The organism is Streptomyces sp. NPDC090077, from assembly GCF_044747545.1.
Lineage (GTDB): Bacteria > Actinomycetota > Actinomycetes > Streptomycetales > Streptomycetaceae > Streptomyces.
On sequence record NZ_JBIVEG010000020.1, the window covers coordinates 24,370 to 43,622 of the forward strand.

General features: G+C 73.6%; 15 protein-coding genes. 9 read left to right on the top strand and 6 right to left on the bottom strand.

Going from position 1 to position 19,253, the window contains the following annotated elements:
- Nucleotides 1-6 precede the first annotated feature (6 nt).
- The 4 genes from ACIPW5_RS27580 to ACIPW5_RS27595 form a co-directional block, all read right to left on the bottom strand.
- Entirely contained in the window at nt 7-3,885 is a 3,879-nt protein-coding gene (locus ACIPW5_RS27580; RefSeq protein WP_401250216.1) for a multifunctional oxoglutarate decarboxylase/oxoglutarate dehydrogenase thiamine pyrophosphate-binding subunit/dihydrolipoyllysine-residue succinyltransferase subunit, read from the bottom strand.
- A 258-nt stretch (nt 3,886-4,143) separates the two neighbouring features.
- Nucleotides 4,144-5,235 (bottom strand): ATP-binding protein, encoded by a 1,092-nt coding sequence (locus ACIPW5_RS27585; RefSeq protein WP_401250219.1) that lies wholly within the window; start codon nt 5,233-5,235, stop codon nt 4,144-4,146.
- Nucleotides 5,232-5,972: a response regulator transcription factor gene (locus ACIPW5_RS27590; RefSeq protein ID WP_401250222.1), complete on the bottom strand. Its 741-nt coding sequence runs from the start codon at nt 5,970-5,972 to the stop codon at nt 5,232-5,234. The genes ACIPW5_RS27585 and ACIPW5_RS27590 overlap by 4 nt, the downstream gene beginning before the upstream one ends.
- A gap of 106 nt (nt 5,973-6,078) precedes the next feature.
- Nucleotides 6,079-6,666 (bottom strand): hypothetical protein, encoded by a 588-nt coding sequence (locus ACIPW5_RS27595; RefSeq protein ID WP_401250224.1) that lies wholly within the window; start codon nt 6,664-6,666, stop codon nt 6,079-6,081.
- Nucleotides 6,667-6,702: 36 nt separating this feature from the next.
- Here ACIPW5_RS27595 and ACIPW5_RS27600 point away from each other — a divergent pair, with 36 nt between their 5' ends.
- The 3 genes from ACIPW5_RS27600 (at nt 6,703) to ACIPW5_RS27610 (ending at nt 10,085) form a co-directional block, all read left to right on the top strand.
- On the top strand, nt 6,703-8,103 hold the full coding sequence (locus tag ACIPW5_RS27600; protein ID WP_401250227.1) for a hypothetical protein: 1,401 nt from the start codon (nt 6,703-6,705) through the stop codon (nt 8,101-8,103).
- Nucleotides 8,104-8,359: 256 nt separating this feature from the next.
- On the top strand, nt 8,360-9,196 hold the full coding sequence (locus ACIPW5_RS27605; RefSeq protein ID WP_401250230.1) for a sulfurtransferase: 837 nt from the start codon (nt 8,360-8,362) through the stop codon (nt 9,194-9,196).
- Between the two features lie 124 nt (nt 9,197-9,320).
- Nucleotides 9,321-10,085 (top strand): DUF4097 family beta strand repeat-containing protein, encoded by a 765-nt coding sequence (locus ACIPW5_RS27610; protein ID WP_401250232.1) that lies wholly within the window; start codon nt 9,321-9,323, stop codon nt 10,083-10,085.
- Here the strand turns inward: ACIPW5_RS27610 and ACIPW5_RS27615 are convergent.
- Nucleotides 10,082-10,474: a RidA family protein gene (locus ACIPW5_RS27615; protein ID WP_401250235.1), complete on the bottom strand. Its 393-nt coding sequence runs from the start codon at nt 10,472-10,474 to the stop codon at nt 10,082-10,084. The two genes, ACIPW5_RS27610 and ACIPW5_RS27615, sit on opposite strands and share 4 nt — an antisense overlap.
- A 125-nt stretch (nt 10,475-10,599) precedes the next feature.
- On the opposite strand from ACIPW5_RS27615, the gene lon reads away from it, so the two are divergent.
- Together lon and ACIPW5_RS27625 are read left to right on the top strand one after the other, a co-directional pair.
- Complete coding sequence (gene lon / locus ACIPW5_RS27620) at nt 10,600-12,996, top strand: endopeptidase La (protein WP_401250237.1); 2,397 nt, start codon at nt 10,600-10,602, stop codon at nt 12,994-12,996.
- Between the two features lie 136 nt (nt 12,997-13,132).
- Nucleotides 13,133-13,573, top strand: a complete 441-nt coding sequence (locus ACIPW5_RS27625) for a MarR family winged helix-turn-helix transcriptional regulator (RefSeq protein WP_050779716.1) — start codon at nt 13,133-13,135, stop codon at nt 13,571-13,573.
- A gap of 42 nt (nt 13,574-13,615) precedes the next feature.
- On the opposite strand, the gene ACIPW5_RS27630 is transcribed toward ACIPW5_RS27625, so the two are convergent.
- Nucleotides 13,616-14,389 carry a hypothetical protein gene (locus ACIPW5_RS27630; protein ID WP_401250240.1) on the bottom strand — a complete coding sequence of 258 codons (774 nt, stop codon included), beginning with the start codon at nt 14,387-14,389 and terminating at the stop codon, nt 13,616-13,618.
- Nucleotides 14,390-14,767: 378 nt separating this feature from the next.
- Here ACIPW5_RS27630 and ACIPW5_RS27635 point away from each other — a divergent pair, with 378 nt between their 5' ends.
- Genes ACIPW5_RS27635 through ACIPW5_RS27650 form a run of 4 tightly spaced genes read left to right on the top strand, consistent with a single transcriptional unit; the run spans nt 14,768 to nt 19,251 of the window.
- On the top strand, nt 14,768-17,770 hold the full coding sequence (locus tag ACIPW5_RS27635) for a nitrate- and nitrite sensing domain-containing protein (protein ID WP_401250242.1): 3,003 nt from the start codon (nt 14,768-14,770) through the stop codon (nt 17,768-17,770).
- Nucleotides 17,767-18,243, top strand: coding sequence for a roadblock/LC7 domain-containing protein (locus ACIPW5_RS27640; protein WP_401250245.1), 477 nt, complete (start codon nt 17,767-17,769; stop codon nt 18,241-18,243). The genes ACIPW5_RS27635 and ACIPW5_RS27640 overlap by 4 nt, the downstream gene beginning before the upstream one ends.
- Entirely contained in the window at nt 18,240-18,623 is a 384-nt protein-coding gene (locus ACIPW5_RS27645) for a DUF742 domain-containing protein (protein ID WP_361605209.1), read from the top strand. The genes ACIPW5_RS27640 and ACIPW5_RS27645 overlap by 4 nt, the downstream gene beginning before the upstream one ends.
- Entirely contained in the window at nt 18,604-19,251 is a 648-nt protein-coding gene (locus tag ACIPW5_RS27650; RefSeq protein WP_401250247.1) for a GTP-binding protein, read from the top strand. Before ACIPW5_RS27645 ends, ACIPW5_RS27650 begins: the two co-directional genes overlap by 20 nt.
- Nucleotides 19,252-19,253 lie beyond the last annotated feature (2 nt).

The following is a 19,253-nucleotide window of genomic DNA, read 5'->3' on the forward strand; positions in this document are numbered from 1 at the left end:
CAGCGACTAGGCCTCGAAGACCTCGTTCATCAGCTGCTGCTGCTCCGCCTGGTGGCGCTTGGCGGAACCCACCGCCGGCGACGAGCCGTGCGGACGCGAGACGCGCCGCAGGCGCTCGCCCGCCGGGACCTCCGCGCCGACCGCCAGGTCGAGGTGGTCGATCAGGTTCAGCGCGATGAACGGCCACGCACCCTGGTTCGCCGGCTCCTCCTGCGCCCAGATGTACTTCGCCGCGTTCGGGAACTTGGCGATCTCCGCCTGGAGCTCCGCACCCGCCAGCGGGTACAGCCGCTCGATGCGGATGATCGCGGTGTCCGTGATGCCGCGCTTCTCCCGCTCGGCCTCCAGGTCGTAGTAGACCTTGCCCGCGCAGAAGACGACCTTGCGGACCGCGTTCGGGTCCACCGTGGAGTCCCCGATGACCGGACGGAACGAACCGCTCGTGAACTCCTCCGCCTTCGACGCCGCGGCCTTCAGGCGCAGCATCGACTTCGGGGTGAAGACGATGAGCGGCTTGTGGTGCGGGTTGTGGACCTGCCAGCGCAGCAGGTGGAAGTAGTTCGACGGCAGGGTCGGCATCGCGACCGTCATGTTGTCCTGCGCGCACATCTGGAGGAAGCGCTCGGGACGCGCGGACGAGTGGTCCGGGCCCTGGCCCTCGTAGCCGTGCGGGAGCAGCAGGGTGACGCCGGAGGTCTGGCCCCACTTCTGCTCGGCCGAGGAGATGAACTCGTCGACGACGGTCTGCGCGCCGTTGACGAAGTCACCGAACTGGGCCTCCCACAGCACCAGCGCGTCCGGGCGGGCCAGCGAGTAGCCGTACTCGAAGCCCATGGCCGCGTACTCGGAGAGCAGCGAGTCGTAGACGTTGTAGCGGGCCTGGTCGTCCGACAGGTACAGCAGCGGGGTGTAGTCCTCGCCGGTCTCCCGGTCGATGAGGACCGCGTGGCGCTGGCCGAACGTGCCGCGGCGGGAGTCCTGGCCGGACAGCCGGACCGGGGTGCCCTCCATCAGCAGCGAACCGAAGGCCAGGGTCTCGCCCATGCCCCAGTCGATGGTGCCGTCGTCGATCATCGCCGCGCGGCGCTGCAGCTGCGGCAGCAGACGCGGGTGGACGGTGACGCCCTCGGGGATGTTGACCTGGGACTCGGCGATCCGCTTGACGACGTCCTGGGAGATCGCCGTGTTCACGGCCACCGGGAACACGGCCGCGGCCTGCGCCGGGGCCGGCACGCTGATCGCCGGCTGCGTGGCGGCCTCGCGGACCTCCGCGAAGACCTTCTCCAGCTGGCCCTGGAAGTCCTGGAGCGCCTGCTCGGCCTCTTCCAGGGTGATGTCGCCGCGGCCGATGAGGGACTCGGTGTACAGCTTGCGCACCGAGCGCTTCTTGTCGATCAGGTCGTACATCAGCGGCTGCGTGAACGCCGGGTTGTCCGACTCGTTGTGACCGCGGCGGCGGTAGCAGATGAGGTCGATGACCACGTCCTTGTTGAACGCCTGGCGGAACTCGAAGGCGAGCCGCGCGACGCGGACCACGGCCTCCGGGTCGTCACCGTTCACGTGGAAGATCGGCGCCTCGATCATGCGGGCCACGTCGGTCGCGTACATCGAGGAACGCGAGGACTCCGGGGCGGCGGTGAAGCCGACCTGGTTGTTGATCACGACGTGGACGGTGCCGCCGGTGCGGTAGCCGCGCAGCTGCGACATGTTCAGCGTCTCGGCGACCACACCCTGGCCGGCGAAGGCCGCGTCGCCGTGCAGGGCCAGCGGCAGGACGGTGAAGTCCGTGCCGCCCTTGTTGATGACGTCCTGCTTGGCGCGGGCGACACCCTCCAGGACCGGGTCGACCGCCTCCAGGTGCGAGGGGTTGGCGACGAGCGAGACCTTGATCTGCTCGCCGTCCAGGCCGGTGAAGGTGCCCTCGGCGCCCAGGTGGTACTTGACGTCGCCGGAGCCGTGCATGGACTTCGGGTCGAGGTTGCCCTCGAACTCGCGGAAGATCTGCGCGTACGACTTGCCGACGATGTTCGCGAGCACGTTCAGGCGGCCGCGGTGGGCCATGCCGATGACGACCTCTTCGAGGCGGGCCTCGGCGGCCGAGTCGATGACGGCGTCGAGCAGCGGGATGACGGACTCGCCGCCCTCCAGCGAGAAGCGCTTCTGGCCGACGTACTTCGTCTGCAGGAAGGTCTCGAAGGCCTCGGCCGCGTTCAGGCGGCGCAGGATGCGCAGCTGCTCCTCGCGCTCCGGCTTGGTGTGCGGGCGCTCGATGCGGTCCTGGATCCAGCGGCGCTGCTTCGGGTCCTGGATGTGCATGAACTCGACGCCGGTGGTGCGGCAGTACGAGTCGCGCAGCACGCCGAGGATGTCGCGGAGCTTCATCATCGACTTGCCGGAGAAGCCGCCGACCGCGAACTCGCGCTCCAGGTCCCACAGGGTGAGGCCGTGCTCGGTGATGTCGAGGTCGGGGTGCTTGCGCTGCTTGTACTCCAGCGGGTCGGTGTCGGCCATGACGTGGCCGCGGACCCGGTAGGAGTGGATCAGCTCGAAGACGCGGGCGGCCTTCGTGACGTCGTCGTCGTGCGAGGCGTCGATGTCGCGGTTCCAGCGGACCGGCTCGTACGGGATCCGCAGCGCCTCGAAGACGTCGTCGTAGAAGCCGTTCTCGCCGAGGAGCAGGTTCGCGACGATGCGCAGGAACTCGCCGGAGGCCGCGCCCTGGATGACCCGGTGGTCGTAGGTCGACGTCAGGGTCATGACCTTGGAGATGCCCAGCTTGTTCAGGGTGTCCTGCGAGGTGCCCTGGAACTCGGCGGGGTAGTCCATGGAGCCGACGCCCATGATGACCGACTGTCCGGGCATCAGGCGGGGCACGGAGTGGACGGTGCCCAGGCCGCCGGGGTTGGTCAGCGAGACGGTGACGCCGGTGAAGTCGTCCATCGTCAGCTTGCCGACGCGGGCGCGGCGCACGATGTCCTCGTAGGCCTGCCAGAACTCGAAGAAGTTGAGGGTCTCGGCCTTCTTGATGCCGGCGACGACGAGCTGGCGGTCGCCGTTGGGCTTCACGAGGTCGATCGCGAGGCCGAAGTTCACGTGCTCCGGCTTCACCAGGGTCGGCTTGCCGTCCTTCTCCGCGAAGGAGTGGTTCATCGACGGCATGGCCTTGATGGCCTGCACCATCGCGTAGCCGATGAGGTGGGTGAAGGAGATCTTCCCACCGCGGGCGCGCTTGAGGTGGTTGTTGATGACGATGCGGTTGTCGAACAGCAGCTTCACCGGGACGGCGCGGACGGACGTGGCCGTCGGGACGTCGAGGGAGGCGTTCATGTTCTTGGCCACGGCGGCGGCGGGGCCGCGGAGCGTCACCAGCTCGGGGCCGGCGGGGGCCTCGGTGGCGGGCGCGGTCTTCTGAGCCGGCGTGGTGGCAGCGGCCGGAGCCTGGGCCTGAGGGGCGGGCGCGGCCGGTGCGGCGGCCGGGGCCTGGGAGGTGACAGTCACAGCAGGGGCACCAGAGGGGGTGGCAGGAGCAGGGGCAGGAGCTGACACAGGTGTGGGCGCGGCGGCGGGCGCGGCGGGCGCCGCCCCCGTGGCGGCGTCGACGGCCTGGGGTACCCCGGCGGTGGCGGTGGCGGCCTGTGCGGAGGCGCCGTCCGTCGTCGGGGTCTTCTGGGGTTCGTCCGCCTTCACCGGGGCGACAGCGCCCCCCGGCTTGTAGTCGGCGAAGAAGTCCCACCAGGCCCGGTCGACCGAATTCGGGTCCTGGAGGTACTGCTGATAGATCTCGTCGACGAGCCACTCATTCGCGCCGAAGCCTGAGGCAGGGTTCTTCCCGCCCTCTGCTGCGTCGGTCGTGGTGCTCGGGTTACTGGGGGACTGTGGCGACACGGCGGCAACCGCCCTCTTCCGCTTCACAAGGTATGGACAGCGGGGATAAAGGCTACGCCTCCCAGGGCGTGTGATGCAGGCCGGGCGGGACTTCCGTCGTGCAGGTCACACCGAACGGCGGGTTTCACCCATCGGAATGGCGGGAAACAAGCGTGGTTCGGGTAGGGGACAGCCAGGTTGCGACCCCCTAGGCCTCGCACCCCTGACGACCCCGGGCACGTGTGGCCGAGATCATGTCCTTCCCAGTCGAACCCTACGTCAAGACGGCACCTGTGAGCTGCCCGGAAGGGTGACAAGGATTCGGCAACCCCGTGACGATTCGGCCACGCCGATGTGCCCTCCGTGCAGCCCGACGGCCCAGCGGGCGATGGCCAGCCCCAGGCCGGTGCCCCCGTCGCCGCCCGACTCCCCGCCGGCGCCGGAACCCCGGTTGAACCGCTCGAAGACCCGGTGCCGCTCCGCCTCCGGAATCCCCGGCCCCTCGTCGACGACCTCCAGCGCCAGACTCCCCGGCACCGCCCCGGCCCGCGCCCGGACCGTGACCCGGCCGTGCGCCGGACTGTGCTTCACCGCGTTGTCGATCAGGTTCGCCACCACCTGGTGCAGTCGCTCCGTGTCCGCGTACGCGGTCAGTTCCGGAGGGTGTACGTCCAGGTGAAGATGCACGTCATTGCGGGTGTGCCCGCCCGAACCGGAAGCAAGCCCCGGCCGCCCGGCGGCCGCCAGCCCCGACTCCTTCAGCACCCCCGACAGATACGGCCACACCTCGAACCGGCGCGCCTTCAGCGGCACCACCCCGTTGTCCACCCGCGACAGGTCCAGCAGGGTGTCCACCAGCCGGCCCAGCCGCTCGGCCTGCTTCAGCATCGTCCGCATGGTCTCCGGATCCGCCTCCGAGACCCCGTCCACGACGTTCTCCAGCACCGCCCGCAGCGCCGCGATCGGAGTGCGCAGCTCGTGCGAGACGTTCGCGACCAGCTCTCGACGGTGCCTGTCCTCCGCCTCCAGGTCGTCGGCCATCCGGTTGATCGTCGAGGCCAGATCGCCCAGCTCGTCACGGCGCCCGGCACCGCTCACCCGGCGCGTGTAGTCCCCGTGCGAGATCGCCCGGGCCACCGTCGTCATCTCGTCGAGCGGGGCCGTCAGGCCGTGCGCCACGAACTGGGTGATCAGCATCGAGGCGATCACCGAGAAGACCGTGATGAACCGCAGCTCCGTCGCCGTGCGCAGGGCCACCATCAGCAGCCCCGTGGTGATGAACACCGACACCACGACGAGCGTGCCCAGCTTCGTCTTGATCGAGAACGGCGAATAGGGCCGCAGACCCGGCCCGCGCGGCGGGCCGCTCACGCCTGCGCCGGGGTCTCCAGGGCGTACCCGACGCCGTGGACGGTACGGATCCGGTCCGCGCCGATCTTCCGCCGCAGGGCCTTGATGTGGCTGTCGACCGTACGGGTCCCCGACGCGTCGGCCCAGTCCCACACCTCCGCCAGCAGCTGCTCCCGCGAGAGCACCGCGCGCGGCGTCCCCGCCAGGCACACCAGCAGGTCGAACTCGGTCGGCGTCAGGTGCACGTCCTCCGCCTGCACCCGCACCCTGCGCTGCGCGTGGTCGATCTCCAGGTCGCCCAGGCGCAGCGTCGCCCCGCGCGGGGCCGTCGCGGCCAGCGTGGCCCGCTCCACCCGGCGCAGCAGCACGTGGACCCGCGCGGCCAGCTCGCGCATCGAGAACGGCTTCGTCATGTAGTCGTCGGCCCCGACCCCGAGGCCGACCAGCATGTCGGTCTCGTCGTCCCGGGCCGTGAGCATCAGCACCGGAACCGGCCGCTGGGCCTGGACCCGGCGGCAGACCTCCAGCCCGTCGAAGCCGGGCAGCATGACGTCCAGCACCAGCAGCTCCGGCTGCCAGCTCTCGGCGGCCGCGACGGCGGCAGGCCCGTCGTACGCCGTCTGCACCTGGAAGCCCTCGGCCCGCAGCCGGGCCGCGATGGCGTCGGCGATCGTGCGGTCGTCCTCGACCACGAGCACGCGCCGCTGGGCACCTGGAGTGGCCGCGGCGACGCTGTGGGTGGTGTGTGTCTGTTCCATGTCCCGCCCCTGAAGATCCCGCGTGATGGGGTGCAGCGTAGAGGAGCCACCGGCCTGCGGCCATGCGGGGTTCGGACAGGAGCCGGGGCCATCCGGAATCAGAGATTCATCCCGCCGCGTCGAACCCCGGCAGCGCGTCCAGCACCTTCCGGAGCCCCGGAGCCAGCTCCGTCTGGTCCGCCGCGACCTCGAAACCGCCGTGCACGAAGGCGTACGTGAACCCGTCGTAGACCGGCGGATCGGCCGTCGCCACCCGGGGCAGGTGCGCGAAGTCCGCCTCCCGCAGCGCGGTGCGCAGGGCCTCCAGCCGGGCCGGCTCCAGCCGCCCGGAGCGGATCTCGCGGGCCTTGCCGTCCAGGAGCGCCCAGGAGCCGTCGCCCTTGACGAGGACCGTCCGGGTCTGGCCCGCGAACCCCCCGCTGCGGGTCACGCGGACGAGGGTCTGCCCGGCGGGCACGGTTGCCGCCGAAGTGGGGGAGGGCGCCGCCGTGGGGGCGGTGGTGGGGGTGGGGGCGGCGGTGGGGGTGGCCGCCGGCGCGCTCCCGGGCGGGGGCGCCGTCACCGTCGGGGCCGCCGTCGTCGGGGCCGCCGTCGCCTCCGGGGGACCGCCGGACCCGCCGCCGCAGCCCGCCAGGACCAGCACCGCGCCCCACAGCACCACCGTCGCGGCCCCGGCCGCTCGGATCGCTCGCACACCCACCTCCGCAGGTACTCCGACCGAACACCGAGTATGGAGTTCCCGCCCCGCAACCGAAAGCACCCGGAGGCCGCCATCCGCCGCATCACCCCCTGGCGCGCGCTCCCTCCGCTGACCGCCGTGCTCCTCGGGCTGTGGGGGCTGCCGCGCGGCGCGGGCGGCGGCAGCATGTGGCGCGACGAGTCCACCACCTGGCAGGTGGCCCACCGCCCCCTCGGCGGGCTCTGGGACCTGCTCGGGCAGGTCGACGCGGTGCACGGCCTCCACTACCTGCTGATGCACGGGGTCTTCGCCCTGTGGGACGGCGGCCCGTGGGCCCTGCGGCTGCCGTCCGTGGCCGGCACGGCCCTCGCCGCCGCCGGAGTGGCCGCGGTGGCCCACCGGCTGGCGGGGGAACGGGCCGCACTGATCGCCGGCACCGCGTACGCCGTACTGCCGCCGGTACAGGCGTACGCGCAGGAGGGGCGCTCGTACGCCCTGGTCGCGGCGGCCGTGGTCTGGGCGACGTACCTGATGCTGCGCGAGCGGTGGGCGGCCTACGCGGTGGTGCTCCTGCTGGGCTGCTGGCTCCACGAGTTCGCCGTACTGGCCCTGCCCGCGCACGCGTTCACCGCCCGGCGGGCACGGGGCTGGCGGTGGGCTGCGGGGGCCGTCCTCGCGGGGCTGCTCCCGCTGGCCCTCGTCAGCGCACGACAGGCCCCGGCGCAGCTGGGGTGGCTGGGGCGGCCCTCGTGGCAGGACTGGGCCGCGTACGGGGTGCTCACGGCGGCGGTGCTGCTCCTGGCGCGGGGGATCCCCGGGAGCGAGGCCGTACGGGTCGCCGTACCGCTGGCGCTGCTGCCGCCCGGGGTGCTGATGGCGGTCTCCCTGGTGCACCCGCTGTACGTCGACCGGTACGTCCTCTACGCCCTGGCGGGCCTCGCGGTCCTGGTGGGGGTGCGGGGACGGCTGGTGCGGCCGAGGCCGGCGTGGGCGGTGGTGCTGGTGGGGCTGCTGCTGGTGCCGCTCGGGGTGTGGTCGGCGTGGCTGCGGACCCCGGAGGCGCGCAAGGACGACGCCCTCGCGGTCGCCGCGGCGGTGCGGGAGCGGGCCCGGCCGGGGGACGCGGTGCTGTTCATGCCGTCACGGCGACGGGAGTGGCTGCTGTCCTCGCCCGGGGTGTACGGCACCCTCCGCGACGTGGCCCTGTCCCGCAGCCCGGCCGCCTCCCGCACCCTCCACGGTACGGAACTGCCGCCGGAGGCCGTCCGGGCGGCGGTCCTGGCCTCCCCGAGGGTCATCGCCCTGCTGGACCCCCCGGACCAGCCCCTCGACGCCCACCCGGCCGAGGCGGCGAAGCGCGAGGCGCTGACGGCCGGCTTCGACCTCTGCTCCCTGACCCCGGTCCACGGTGCGCAGGTGGCGGTGTACGCACGGCGGGGCGGGTGCGGGTGAGGGGGCTCGCGCCCCGGGCCCACCATCTCCCCCCGACCCCCGACCCCCGACCCCCGACCCCCGACCCCCGACCCCCGACCCCCGACCCCCGACCCCCGACCCCCGTCCGCCGGGCGGCGGTTGCCCACCCGCCTCCCTGATCCGGTCCGGGGGCCACCGCCACCGCGGCCCCGCCTCGCCCGCACGGCCCCTCCCGCCCGCGGATGGGTCAGGATGGGCCGCAGACCGTGTCCGATGCCGCTTCCGGAGGCCCCGCATGCCCGTACCCGAGATACCCGGCCCGTTGGTCGGGAGCGCCTGGTTGGCCCAACACCTCGGGGACGTCGTGGTGTTCGACGCTTCCGTCGGGGCGCACCGCGGGGCACCCGTGCGGATCCCCGGTGCGCGGCCCTTCGACCTGGACGGCGCCCTTTCCGACCACGCGGCGGCGGCCCCGCACACCATGCCCTCCGCGGAGGACTTCGCCGAGGCCGTGCGGGGGCTCGGGGTCGGCGACGCCGATGCCGTGGTCGTGTACGACGGCGCCGGGATCTACTCCAGTGCCCGCGCCTGGTGGATGCTGCGCGCGATGGGCTTCGACCGGGCGGCCGTGCTGGACGGGGGGCTGCCCGCGTGGGAGGCCGCCGGGCTGCCCGTCGAGGCGGAGGCGGCGGCGTACGCGGGGCCGCGCGGCTCCTTCACCGCGCGGCCCCGGCCCGGGCTGCTGGTGGACGCCGGCGCCGTTGCCGGGGCACTCGCCGACCCGGCCGCGGCGGTGTTCGACGCCCGGACCCGCGAGCGCTTCGCCGGTACCGCCCCCGAGCCGCGGCCGGGGCTGCGGGGCGGGCACATGCCGGGCGCGCTGAACCTGCCGTTCGGCGAGCTCCAGGGGCCGGGCGGCCTGATGCGTCCCGCCGGGGAACTCCGCGAGGCGTTCGGGGCGTTGGCCGGGGAGCGGGAGCGGCTCTACTTCAGCTGCGGTTCGGGCGTCACGGCCTGCGTGCTCGCACTGGGGGCGACCCTCGCGGGGTACGGGGAGACCGCGGTGTACGACGGCTCGTGGAGCGAGTGGGGCCTGCCCTCGGAGCTGCGGCCGGTGGTGACGGGGCCCTGAGGTCGCGGGCCCTGAGGCCGCGGACCCTGAGGTCGCGGGGCCCTGAGGGGTGGGGCTAGCACCACCCCCGGTACGGATACCTGCACCAGCGCGGGCGGGCCTCCCGCTGGGCAGACTCGTCGGCATGGCACTCCACACCTTCTCCCGCACCGCTCTCGCCGCCGCTGCCACCGCCGCTGCCGCCGCCCTGCTCCTGTCGGGCTGCTCCTTCGTGGAGGAGGCCCGGCTGAAGACCGCCGCCGACGAGGCCACGGTCACCGATGCGGTCACGGCGGTGGAGCTGACGGGCCTCCGGCGGGGTTCCGTCGAGGTCACGCCGGGAAGCGGCCCCGGGGTGACCGTGCGCCGCGTCGCGCACTACCGGGGTGACACCGCGCCCGTGCCCGGGCAGCGGGTCTCGGGCGGGGTGCTGGGCTTCACCGACGGCTGCGGGGGCGACGGGGACTCCTGCTGGGTGGACTACCGGCTGGAGGTGCCGGCCTCGGTGCGGCTCAAGATCGGCAGCAGCAGCGGTGACATCACGGTGACGGGCGTGGCCTCCGCCGAGCTGGACTCCTCGTCCGGCGACGTCCGGGCCGAGCGGATCACGGGCCCGCTGAAGGTGCGCACCTCCTCCGGGGACCTGCGGGCCGCCGATCTGGCCGGTGCCGAGTTCGAGTTCCGCAGCAGCTCGGGGGACTCCACGGTCGGCTTCGCGAAGGCCCCGGCCTCGGTGTCCGTCACCACCAGCTCGGGCGACGTCACCCTGCGGGCGCCGCAGGCCCCGTACCGGGTGTCCGCCGACACCGCCTCGGGCGAACGGGACGTCACCCTCGGGGACGCCCCCGGCGCGACCTCCCGCATCGCGGTCCGCACGACCTCCGGGGACATCCGCATCGGTGCCTCCTAGTCCGCCACCGCGTCGACCTCCACCTCCACCAGCCAGGCCGGGTCGATGAAGCGGGACACCTCGACGAAGGTCGTCACCGGGCGGATCCCGGCGAAGCGCTCGCCGTGGGCCCGGGCGGCCTCCTCCCAGGCGGTGATGTCGGTCAGCATGATCCGGGTCCGCACGACGTCGGCGAGCGAGGCGCCGGCCTCCTCCAGGGCCCGCTGCGCGATGTCCAGGCAGCGCACCGTCTGGGCGTGGACGTCGCCCGGGCCGACCGTGGAGCCGTCGTCGCCGATCGGCGCCGTGCCGGCGACGGCCACGTACGCCCCCTTGCGCACCGCGCGGGAGAAGCCGATCCGGGGTTCCAGGGGCGAGCCCGAGCTGACGGTCCGTCGTATGTCTGTCATGCCGCCATGGTGCCGTCCGGGGCCCGCCGGGGGCGTTCGCCCCCGGCGAACGGGTGTTGGGGAACATTGCCGGGCGCAGAAGCATTGAGTCGGCATAGCTCAACTTCACTGCCGGAGGGAAGATCATGGCTTCGACGTCCGTAACGCTCACCCTGCCCGTACTGCCGCTCGACGACGAGGTCGTGCTGCCCGGGATGGTCGTTCCCCTGGACCTGTCCGACGCCGAGGTGCGCGGAGCCGTGGAGGCGGCGCAGGCGGCGGTGGGCAGCGGGAAGCCCCGGGTGCTGCTCGTGCCGCGGGTCGACGGGAAGTACGCCGGGATCGGCGTCCTCGGGACCGTCGAGCAGGTCGGGCGGCTCTCCGACGGGGATCCCGGGGCGCTGATCCGCGGCCGCGGCCGCGTCCGGATCGGCGCGGGGACCACCGGGCCCGGGGCGGCGCTCTGGGTCGAGGGGGAGACCGTCGACGAAAAGGTGCCCGACCCGCTGCCCGGGGCGGTCGCCGAGCTCGTCAAGGAGTACAAGGCCCTCGCCACCAGCTGGCTGAAGAAGCGCGGCGCCTGGCAGGTCGTGGACCGGGTCCAGCAGATCGAGGGGGTGTCGGCCCTCGCCGACAACTCCGGGTACTCGCCCTTCCTGAGCACGGCCCAGAAGGTGGAGCTGCTGGAGACGACCGACCCGGTCGCCCGGCTCCGGCTCGCCGTCAAGGCGCTCTCCGACCACCTCGCCGAACAGGACGTCGCCGAGTCCATCGCCAAGGACGTCCAGGACGGCGTCGAGAAGCAGCAGCGCGAGTTCCTGCTCCGCCGCCAGCTGGAGGCCGTCCGCAAGGAGCTGCGCGAGCTGGGCGGGGAGAAGGAGGGCGAGGAGTCCGACGACTACCGCGCCCGCGTCGAGGCCGCCGACCTGCCCGAGAAGGTGCGGGAGGCCGCGCTCAAGGAGGTCGACAAGCTGGAGCGGTCCAGCGACCAGAGCCCCGAGGGCTCCTGGATCCGCACCTGGCTGGACACCGTGCTGGAACTGCCCTGGAACGAGCGCACCGAGGACGCGTACGACATCCAGGGCGCCCGGGCGGTGCTCGACGCCGAACACGCCGGGCTGAACGACGTGAAGGACCGCATCACCGAGTACCTCGCCGTGCGCAAGCGGCGCGGCGAGCGCGGCATGGGCGTGGTCGGCGGACGGCGCGGGGGAGCGGTCCTGGCGCTCGTCGGTCCGCCCGGCGTCGGCAAGACCTCGCTCGGCGAGAGCGTGGCCCACGCCATGGGGCGGAAGTTCGTCCGCGTCGCCCTCGGCGGCGTCCGGGACGAGGCCGAGGTCCGCGGCCACCGCCGCACCTACGTCGGCGCCCTGCCCGGCCGCATCGTGCGGGCGATCAAGGAGGCCGGGTCCATGAACCCGGTCGTGCTCCTCGACGAGATCGACAAGGTCGGCTCCGACTTCCGGGGCGATCCGGCGGCCGCCCTGCTGGAGGTCCTGGACCCGGCGCAGAACCACACCTTCCGGGACCACTACCTGGAGGTGGAGCTGGACCTCAGCGACGTGGTCTTCCTCGCGACCGCCAACGTCCTGGAGGCCATCCCCGAGGCCCTCGCCGACCGCATGGAGCTGGTGCGCCTCGACGGCTACACCGAGGACGAGAAGGTCGTCATCGCCCGCGACCACCTGCTGCCCCGCCAGCTGGAGCGCGCCGGGCTGACCGCCGGAGAAGTGGTCCTCGGGGAGGACGCGCTGCGCAAGCTCGCCGGCGAGTACACCCGCGAGGCGGGCGTGCGCACCCTGGAGCGGTCCATCGCGCGGCTGCTGCGCAAGGTGGCCTCCCAGCACGAACTGGGCGAGCGGGAGTTCCCCTTCGCCATCGGCGCGGGTGAGCTCCGCGGCCTGATCGGCCGCCCGCACCACGTCCCGGAGTCCGCCCAGGACCCTGCGGAGCGGCGCACCGCGGTGCCCGGCGTGGCCACCGGCCTCGCCGTGACCGGGGCCGGCGGCGACGTCCTGTTCGTCGAGGCCTCCCTCGCCGACCCGGAGACCGGCGCCGCCGGGCTCACCCTCACGGGCCAGCTGGGCGACGTCATGAAGGAGTCGGCGCAGATCGCCCTCAGCTTCCTGCGCTCGCACGGCGCGGAGCTGGAGCTGCCGGTCGCCGACCTGAAGGACCGGGGCGTGCACATCCACTTCCCGGCGGGCGCGGTCCCCAAGGACGGTCCGAGCGCGGGCATCACCATGACCACCGCGCTGGCGTCCCTGCTCTCCGGCCGCCAGGTCCGCACGGACGTGGCCATGACCGGCGAGGTCTCGCTCACCGGGCGGGTCCTCCCGATCGGCGGGGTCAAGCAGAAGCTGCTCGCCGCGCACCGGGCCGGGCTGACCACCGTGATCATCCCCAAGCGGAACGAGGCCGACCTGGACGACGTCCCGAGCGAGGTGCTGGAGGGACTGGAGGTGCACCCGGTGACCGACGTGCGCCAGGTGCTGGAGCTCGCCCTCGCCCCGGCGGTGGTCTCCTTCACCAAGGCCGCCTGATCCGGAAGGCGCGCCGAGGGGCCGAGGGCCCGGGTACCCCCACCGGCGGGGCCCCGGGCCCTCGGCGCGTCCGCTGCGAAATACTGGTCCCGAACAGGGGTGCCACGGAGTGCCCCGCCACGGATGGGAGCGGCACGTGCACGGCAGCGAAGACCAGGAGTTCCTCGCCCTGGAGCGGGAGCTGTCCGTCTTCCTGCGGCGCGCCCGGGCCTCCTCCGGGGAAATGGCCCGCGCCCTGCACCCCGAGCTGGAGCCGGCCGCGTACGGGCTGCTGGTCCGGCTGGAGGCCGCCGGCCGCCAGCGGGCCACCGAGCTGGCCGCCTACTTCGGCGTCGGCAAGGCCACCATGAGCCGGCAGCTGCGCGCCCTGGAGGTACTCGGCCTGGTGGCCCGCGAGCCGGACCCCGCCGACGGCCGCGCCTTCCTCGTCGGCCTCACCGAGGAGGGCCGGGAGCGGTTCCTGCGCGTACGGGGGGCCCGGCGCGAGCAGTACATGCGCAAGCTGGCCGACTGGGACCGCGGCGAGGTCGCGGAACTGGCCCGGCTGCTCAACCAGCTCAACTCCGGCGAGGAGTAGGCGGCCGGGAGCGGTGGGCGGGCGGGAGCGGCCGAGCGGGGCTCAGAGCTCCGCGTAGACCGCCGAGGCGTCGTCGTGCCGCTTGTGCCGGGCGGGCGGGCGCAGCGGATCCGACTCCACGGCCCGGACCCGCCCGATCAGCCCCTGCGCGCCCTCCTTGCGCAGCACGTCCAGGCAGGCCGCCCAGTCGCCCTCCCCGAACGTGTCCGTCCAGCGGCTCGCCCCGTCCGTGAGCGCGGCCACCGCCAGCACCTCGGAGCGGGGGGTGCGCCCGGTGACGGCCCGGGCCGCCACCGCCGGATCCGCGGCCGCCGTGAAGAAGCCCCCCTCGGCGTTGCGCAGCGCGTCGGTCGCCGCCACCGAGCCGCGCACCGCGTCCGGGACCCGGTCCAGCCGGTCGTCCAGCACCGGTGTGACCGCGCCGCCGGGGGCGCGGAGCAGGAGTACGGAGTCCGAGAGCACGAGGTGCTCCACGTACGCCGTGTCCCACCGGACCACGACCACCGTCGCCTGCGGGGTGCGGACGTGAGAAAGGTCACAGGTTTCGCGGTGGGCGTCGGCGGTGTCCGCGATGGCCCGGGCCAGGACCCCCTCCAGGGGCATGTCCCGCCGCGATCCGGACAGTTCGGTCAATCGGCCGCCGAGCCGGGTGGAGAACCAGGGCACTCCGTGCACGCACCCGTCGTCCCCGCGCGGCGGGGTCACCCCGTCCAGGACGACCACGACGCCGCCTCCCGATGCAGGTGCCGACGCCGACACCCAGTCCTGGTTGGGGTGTTCCGGGTTGCCGGGTTCGGAGGCCAGGTCGATGCGCATGCGGACATTCTGCCCGCCGGGGCCCCCTGGGGGCCGGAAGGTCCATACCAATGCCGGGAGGGGCGGAGCCGGCCGCCCGGAGCCCCGCACACCCGCTCCCCGCGAAACGTGGGCGGGCATACTGCCAAAGCCCGCCGCGTTCTTTCAACCGCCCGTCCACGCCGGACCCCTGGCGCGCGGTGCCCGAGTTGGTCGGCCACTCCTCCGTGATGTTCACTCCTTCGAGTGGCCGGGTGGGCGATGTGCGGCTCTCCTCCCAACACACTGCGAAGGTCTGAGGCGGTACGAGGGGGCAGGGGGCGTTTACTTGTTGACCGGCCGTTACCTCGGCCACACGAGTAGACGAGCACGAGCACACGTACAGGATTGCGAGCACCGGTGTCCAAGAAGCGGTCTCGGAAGAACGGCACCGCCAGCGCCGACGCACCCGCCAACGCAGGACGGCGCGTACGCGTCCGCAGCAGGCTGGTCGTCGGAGTAGCAGTCGCCGGACTCACCGTCCTCGCGGCAGGCACCCCCGCCGTCGTTTCCGCCACGAGGGAACTCAACGACTCCCAGCGCCTGGTCACCCTGGCGGAGCAGACCCAGCACGCCCTGACGCTGGCCCACCTCCTCGGCGACGAGCGCGACGCCGTCGTCGAATACGCGGCCAAGGGCCGGCCCGGCAACGCCAAGGCACCCGTCGACGAGCGCACCGCGCGCACCGACCGGCAGATCGCCGAACTCCAGCCGGAGGCCGACGCGGAACTCGCCCGCGCCCTCGGCAAGGTCAAGGCCGTCCGCGCCGAAGCCGTCGACGGCAAGGGCACCGCCCTCGCCGCCCAGCAGGCCTACGCCGGACTCCTCACCGAACTCCTCACCCCCGGCGACCGCCTCGCCGAGCTCACCCCGCCCCGCGCCGAGGCCGCCCTCGCGGTCACCCGGCCCATGGCCCCCCTCGGCCAGGCCGTGGACCAGGCCTCGGCCACCCGCGGACTGCTCCTCGCCGCCCTGGCCGTCCCCCGCGCCGACCAGGCCCCGAACTCCGCCGTCGCCGACGAGCTCACCGGAGCCGCCCAGCGCTCCCGCGTACGCGAACAGGCCGCCCTCGACGACTTCGCGCGCGCCGCCCGTCCCGCCGTCCGCCAGACCCTCGCCGCCACCGTCACCGGCCCCGAGGTCAAGGCCGCCGACGACCAGCTCAAGCGCCTCACCGAGCGGTCCACCCTGACCCCGGCCGAGCGCAAGGCCACCGACGCCGCAGCCCTCGCCACCACCCTCACCGCCCGCATCGACCGGATGCGCTCGGTGGAGTCCACCCTCGCCGGCGACCGTGCCACCGCCTTCACCACGCTGCGCGACGACGACGTGACCCGGCTGGAGCTGATGGTCACCGGACTCGGCGTCCTCTTCCTCTTCGTCATCGGCTTCTCCACGGCCGTCGCCCGCTCCCTCACCAGACCCCTCTCGGTGCTGCGCCGCGGAGCGGAACGCCTCGCGACCCCCGAGGGCTCGCAGGAACCCGTCCGCTTCACCGGCCGCAACGACGAGTTCGCCGAGGTCGTGCGCCACCTCAACGCCGTCCGCGAGCAGACCGTCGGCCTGCACACCAAGCTCGCCGGGCTCGACGCCGACCGCCGACGCCTCATCGGCCGCAACGAAGCCCTCTCCGGCGGCCGCGAGGCCCTGGAGGACGAACTCGCCAAGCTGCGCGCCGGGCTCGAAGAGCACCGCCGCATCATGTCGACGACCTCCGTCTCCCTCTCCCTGCGCACCCTCGGCCTCGTCGAGCGCCAGCTCGCCGTCATCGAGGAGCTGGAGTCCAAGGAGGGCGACCCGGACCGGCTCGCCACCCTCTTCAAGCTGGACCACCTGGCGACGGTCATGCGCCGCCACAACGAGAACCTGCTCGTCCTCGCCGGACAGGAACACGGCCACGGCCAGAGCCTGCCCGTCCCCCTGGTCGACGTCATGCGGGCCGCCGTCAGCGAGATCGAGCGCTACGAGCGCGTCGACCTCGCCGCCATGCCCTCCTACACCCAGGTCGCCGGGCACGCCGCCGACGACATCTCGCACGTCCTCGCCGAGCTCCTGGAGAACGCCACCACGTTCTCCCCGCCCGAGGCCAAGGTGAAGGTGTCCGGCTGGCTCAACGACGCCGGCGACGTGGTCCTGTCCGTCGTCGACGAGGGCATCGGCGTCACCGAGGACCGCCTGGCCTCCCTCAACACCCGCCTCTCCACCCCCGACGCCTACGACGAGGAACCCGAGGCCGAGCACGGCCTGGGACTCGGCCTGTACGTCGCCGGCCGCCTCGCGGCACGCCACGGCGTCACCGCCGAGCTGCGCGCCGGCCGGCACGGCGGCCTGGAGGCCCTGGTCGTCGTCCCCGAGGCGCTGCTCCCGGACGCCCCGCCGTCCTCCCCGGTGCACACCCTGGCCACGCCGGGCGCCCCCGCGTTCCAGCTGCCCGGCGTGATCGCCGAGGCCAACGAGAACACCCTGCCGCCGCGACTGCGCCCGCCGGCCGCCGAGCAGGACGCGCAGGACCGGCAGGACGCGCAGCCGGCCGAGCCCGCCGACGCGGCCCCCGCGGACGCGGAGCCCGCCAAGGTGGTCACCCTCGCCGAGGCCTTCGACCCGGAGGCGGGCGACACGGACGGGGCGGGCGACACGGACGGAGCGGAGGCCGCAGCCGACGCCGATGCCGTGGACGCCGCCGGAACCGGAGCCCCCGAGGCCGGGTCCGAGGTCTACGAGTCCGACACCTTCGACGCCGGCTCCCTGGTGGCCGAGGCCTTCGGAGCCGGTGCCTTCACCCGCGCCGGTGAGGCCGCCGCCCCCGAAGCCGAAGCCGAAGCCGCGCAGGACGAGCAGGCCCCCGCCGAGGCGGAGCCCGCCAAGGTCGTCACCCTCGCCGAGGCCTTCGAGGACGCACCCCCGCCCCCCGCCGACCAGGTCTTCACCGCGTCGGCCCCCGAGGACGCACCCGCGGCCGGCGCACCCGTACAGGACGCAGCACACACCGGACCGGCGCACGACGCCGACCAGTCCGCCCACCGGCGGGCCGCCGACGCGGAGGACGGCTTCGTCCCCCGCCAGGGCAGCCACCCCGAGCCCATGGCCGAGCCCGCCGCCCCGACCGTCACCGCCAAGGGCCTGCCCAAGCGGACCCCGCGCTCCGTGGCGGCCCCCGGCATCGGAAACCCCGCAGCGGCACGCCCCGAGCCGCGCCGGGTCGACGCCGAGGAACTGCGCCGCCGGCTCGGCGGGTTCTACCAGGGCGCCCAGGACGGGCGCCGGGTCGTCGCGGCGGAGCTCGCGCAGGACCGGCAGGACCCGCAGGACCGGGGGCAGGGGCACACCGACCAGGGGGACACCGCACAGGAGGCACGCACATGACCGCGCCCAGTACGTACGGACTGAGCACCCAGGCCCGCAACCTGCAGTGGCTGCTGACCGACCTGGTCGAGGAGGTGCCCGGGGTCAACTCCGTGGCCGTCGTGTCCTCGGACGGGCTGCTGCTGCTCTCCTCCGAGCCGGCGGCGGAAGCCGACCGGGGTGACCGTCCCAAGGGCCCCCGCGGGGCCTCGGCCGACCTCGCCACCATCGTGTCCGGACTCGGCAGCCTCACCACCGGTGCGGCCGCCCTCATGGAGTTCGGCACGGTCAAGCAGACGATGGTCGCCATGGAGAACGGCTCCGTCTTCGTCATGTCCATCAGCGACGGCTCCCTGCTCGGCGTGCACGCCACGCCCGACTGCGACATGAGCGTCGTCGCCTACCACATGGCCCTCTTCGTCGGCCGCGCCGGCCACGTCCTGACCCCCGAAGTCCGCAGCGAGCTGCGCCAGTCGATGGAGAAAAACCCGTGAGGAGTACGGCCTCCGACCGGCTGCCGATACGCGGCGCCGACCGCCGCCCCGCCCGCGTCCGCCCGTACTCCCTGACGGGCGGCCGCACCCGCTTCCCGCAGGTGCTGCTGGTGGAGACCTTCGTCGCCACCCTCGACAGCGGCCCGGCCAAGACGCCCGACCGCATGCCCGAGATGCGCGCCATCGTCGAGGTGTGCCGCCGGATGCGCACCATCGCCGAGATATCCGCACTGCTGAAGCTGCCGCTCGGCGTCGTCCGCGTCCTCGTCAGCGACCTCGCCGACCAGGGCCGGATACGCGTCTACGGCACGGGCCACGGCACCGGCCGCCCCGACCGCGCACTGCTGGAAAGGGTGCTCAGTGGCCTCCGCCGTCTCTGATTTCGTCACCGGCCCCGCCGCCGACGTGACCGGCCTCGTGGACGACGAGCCCGTCCAGCCCTGGCAGTACGACCGCTCGCGCGCCCCCGTCGCCGTCAAGGTCCTCGTCGCCGGCGGCTTCGGCGTCGGCAAGACCACCTTCGTGTCCTCCGTCTCCGAGATCACCCCGCTGCGCACCGAAGCGGTGATGACCCAGGCCAGCGTCCCCACCGACGACCTGACCGGGACCCCGGACAAGAGCACGACCACCGTCGCGATGGACTTCGGTCGCATCACCCTTGACGACGACCTCGTGCTCTACGTGTACGGAACCCCCGGCCAGGAGCGGTTCTGGTTCATGTGGGACGACCTCGTCCGCGGGGCCATCGGCGGCCTGGTGCTCGCCGACACGCGCCGGCTGCGCGACTGCTTCCCCGCGCTCGACTACTTCGAGACCTGCGGGCTGCCGTACGCGGTCGCCGTGAACCACTTCGAGGGCTCGCGCTCCTACGACGTGGAGGACGTGCGGGAGGCGCTCACCATCGCGCCGCACGTCCCCGTCGTGATCATGGACGCGCGGCGCCGGGCCACGGTCGTGGAGTCCCTGCTCACCCTGGTGGGCCACGCCCTGGACGCCACCCCCGAGTAGGC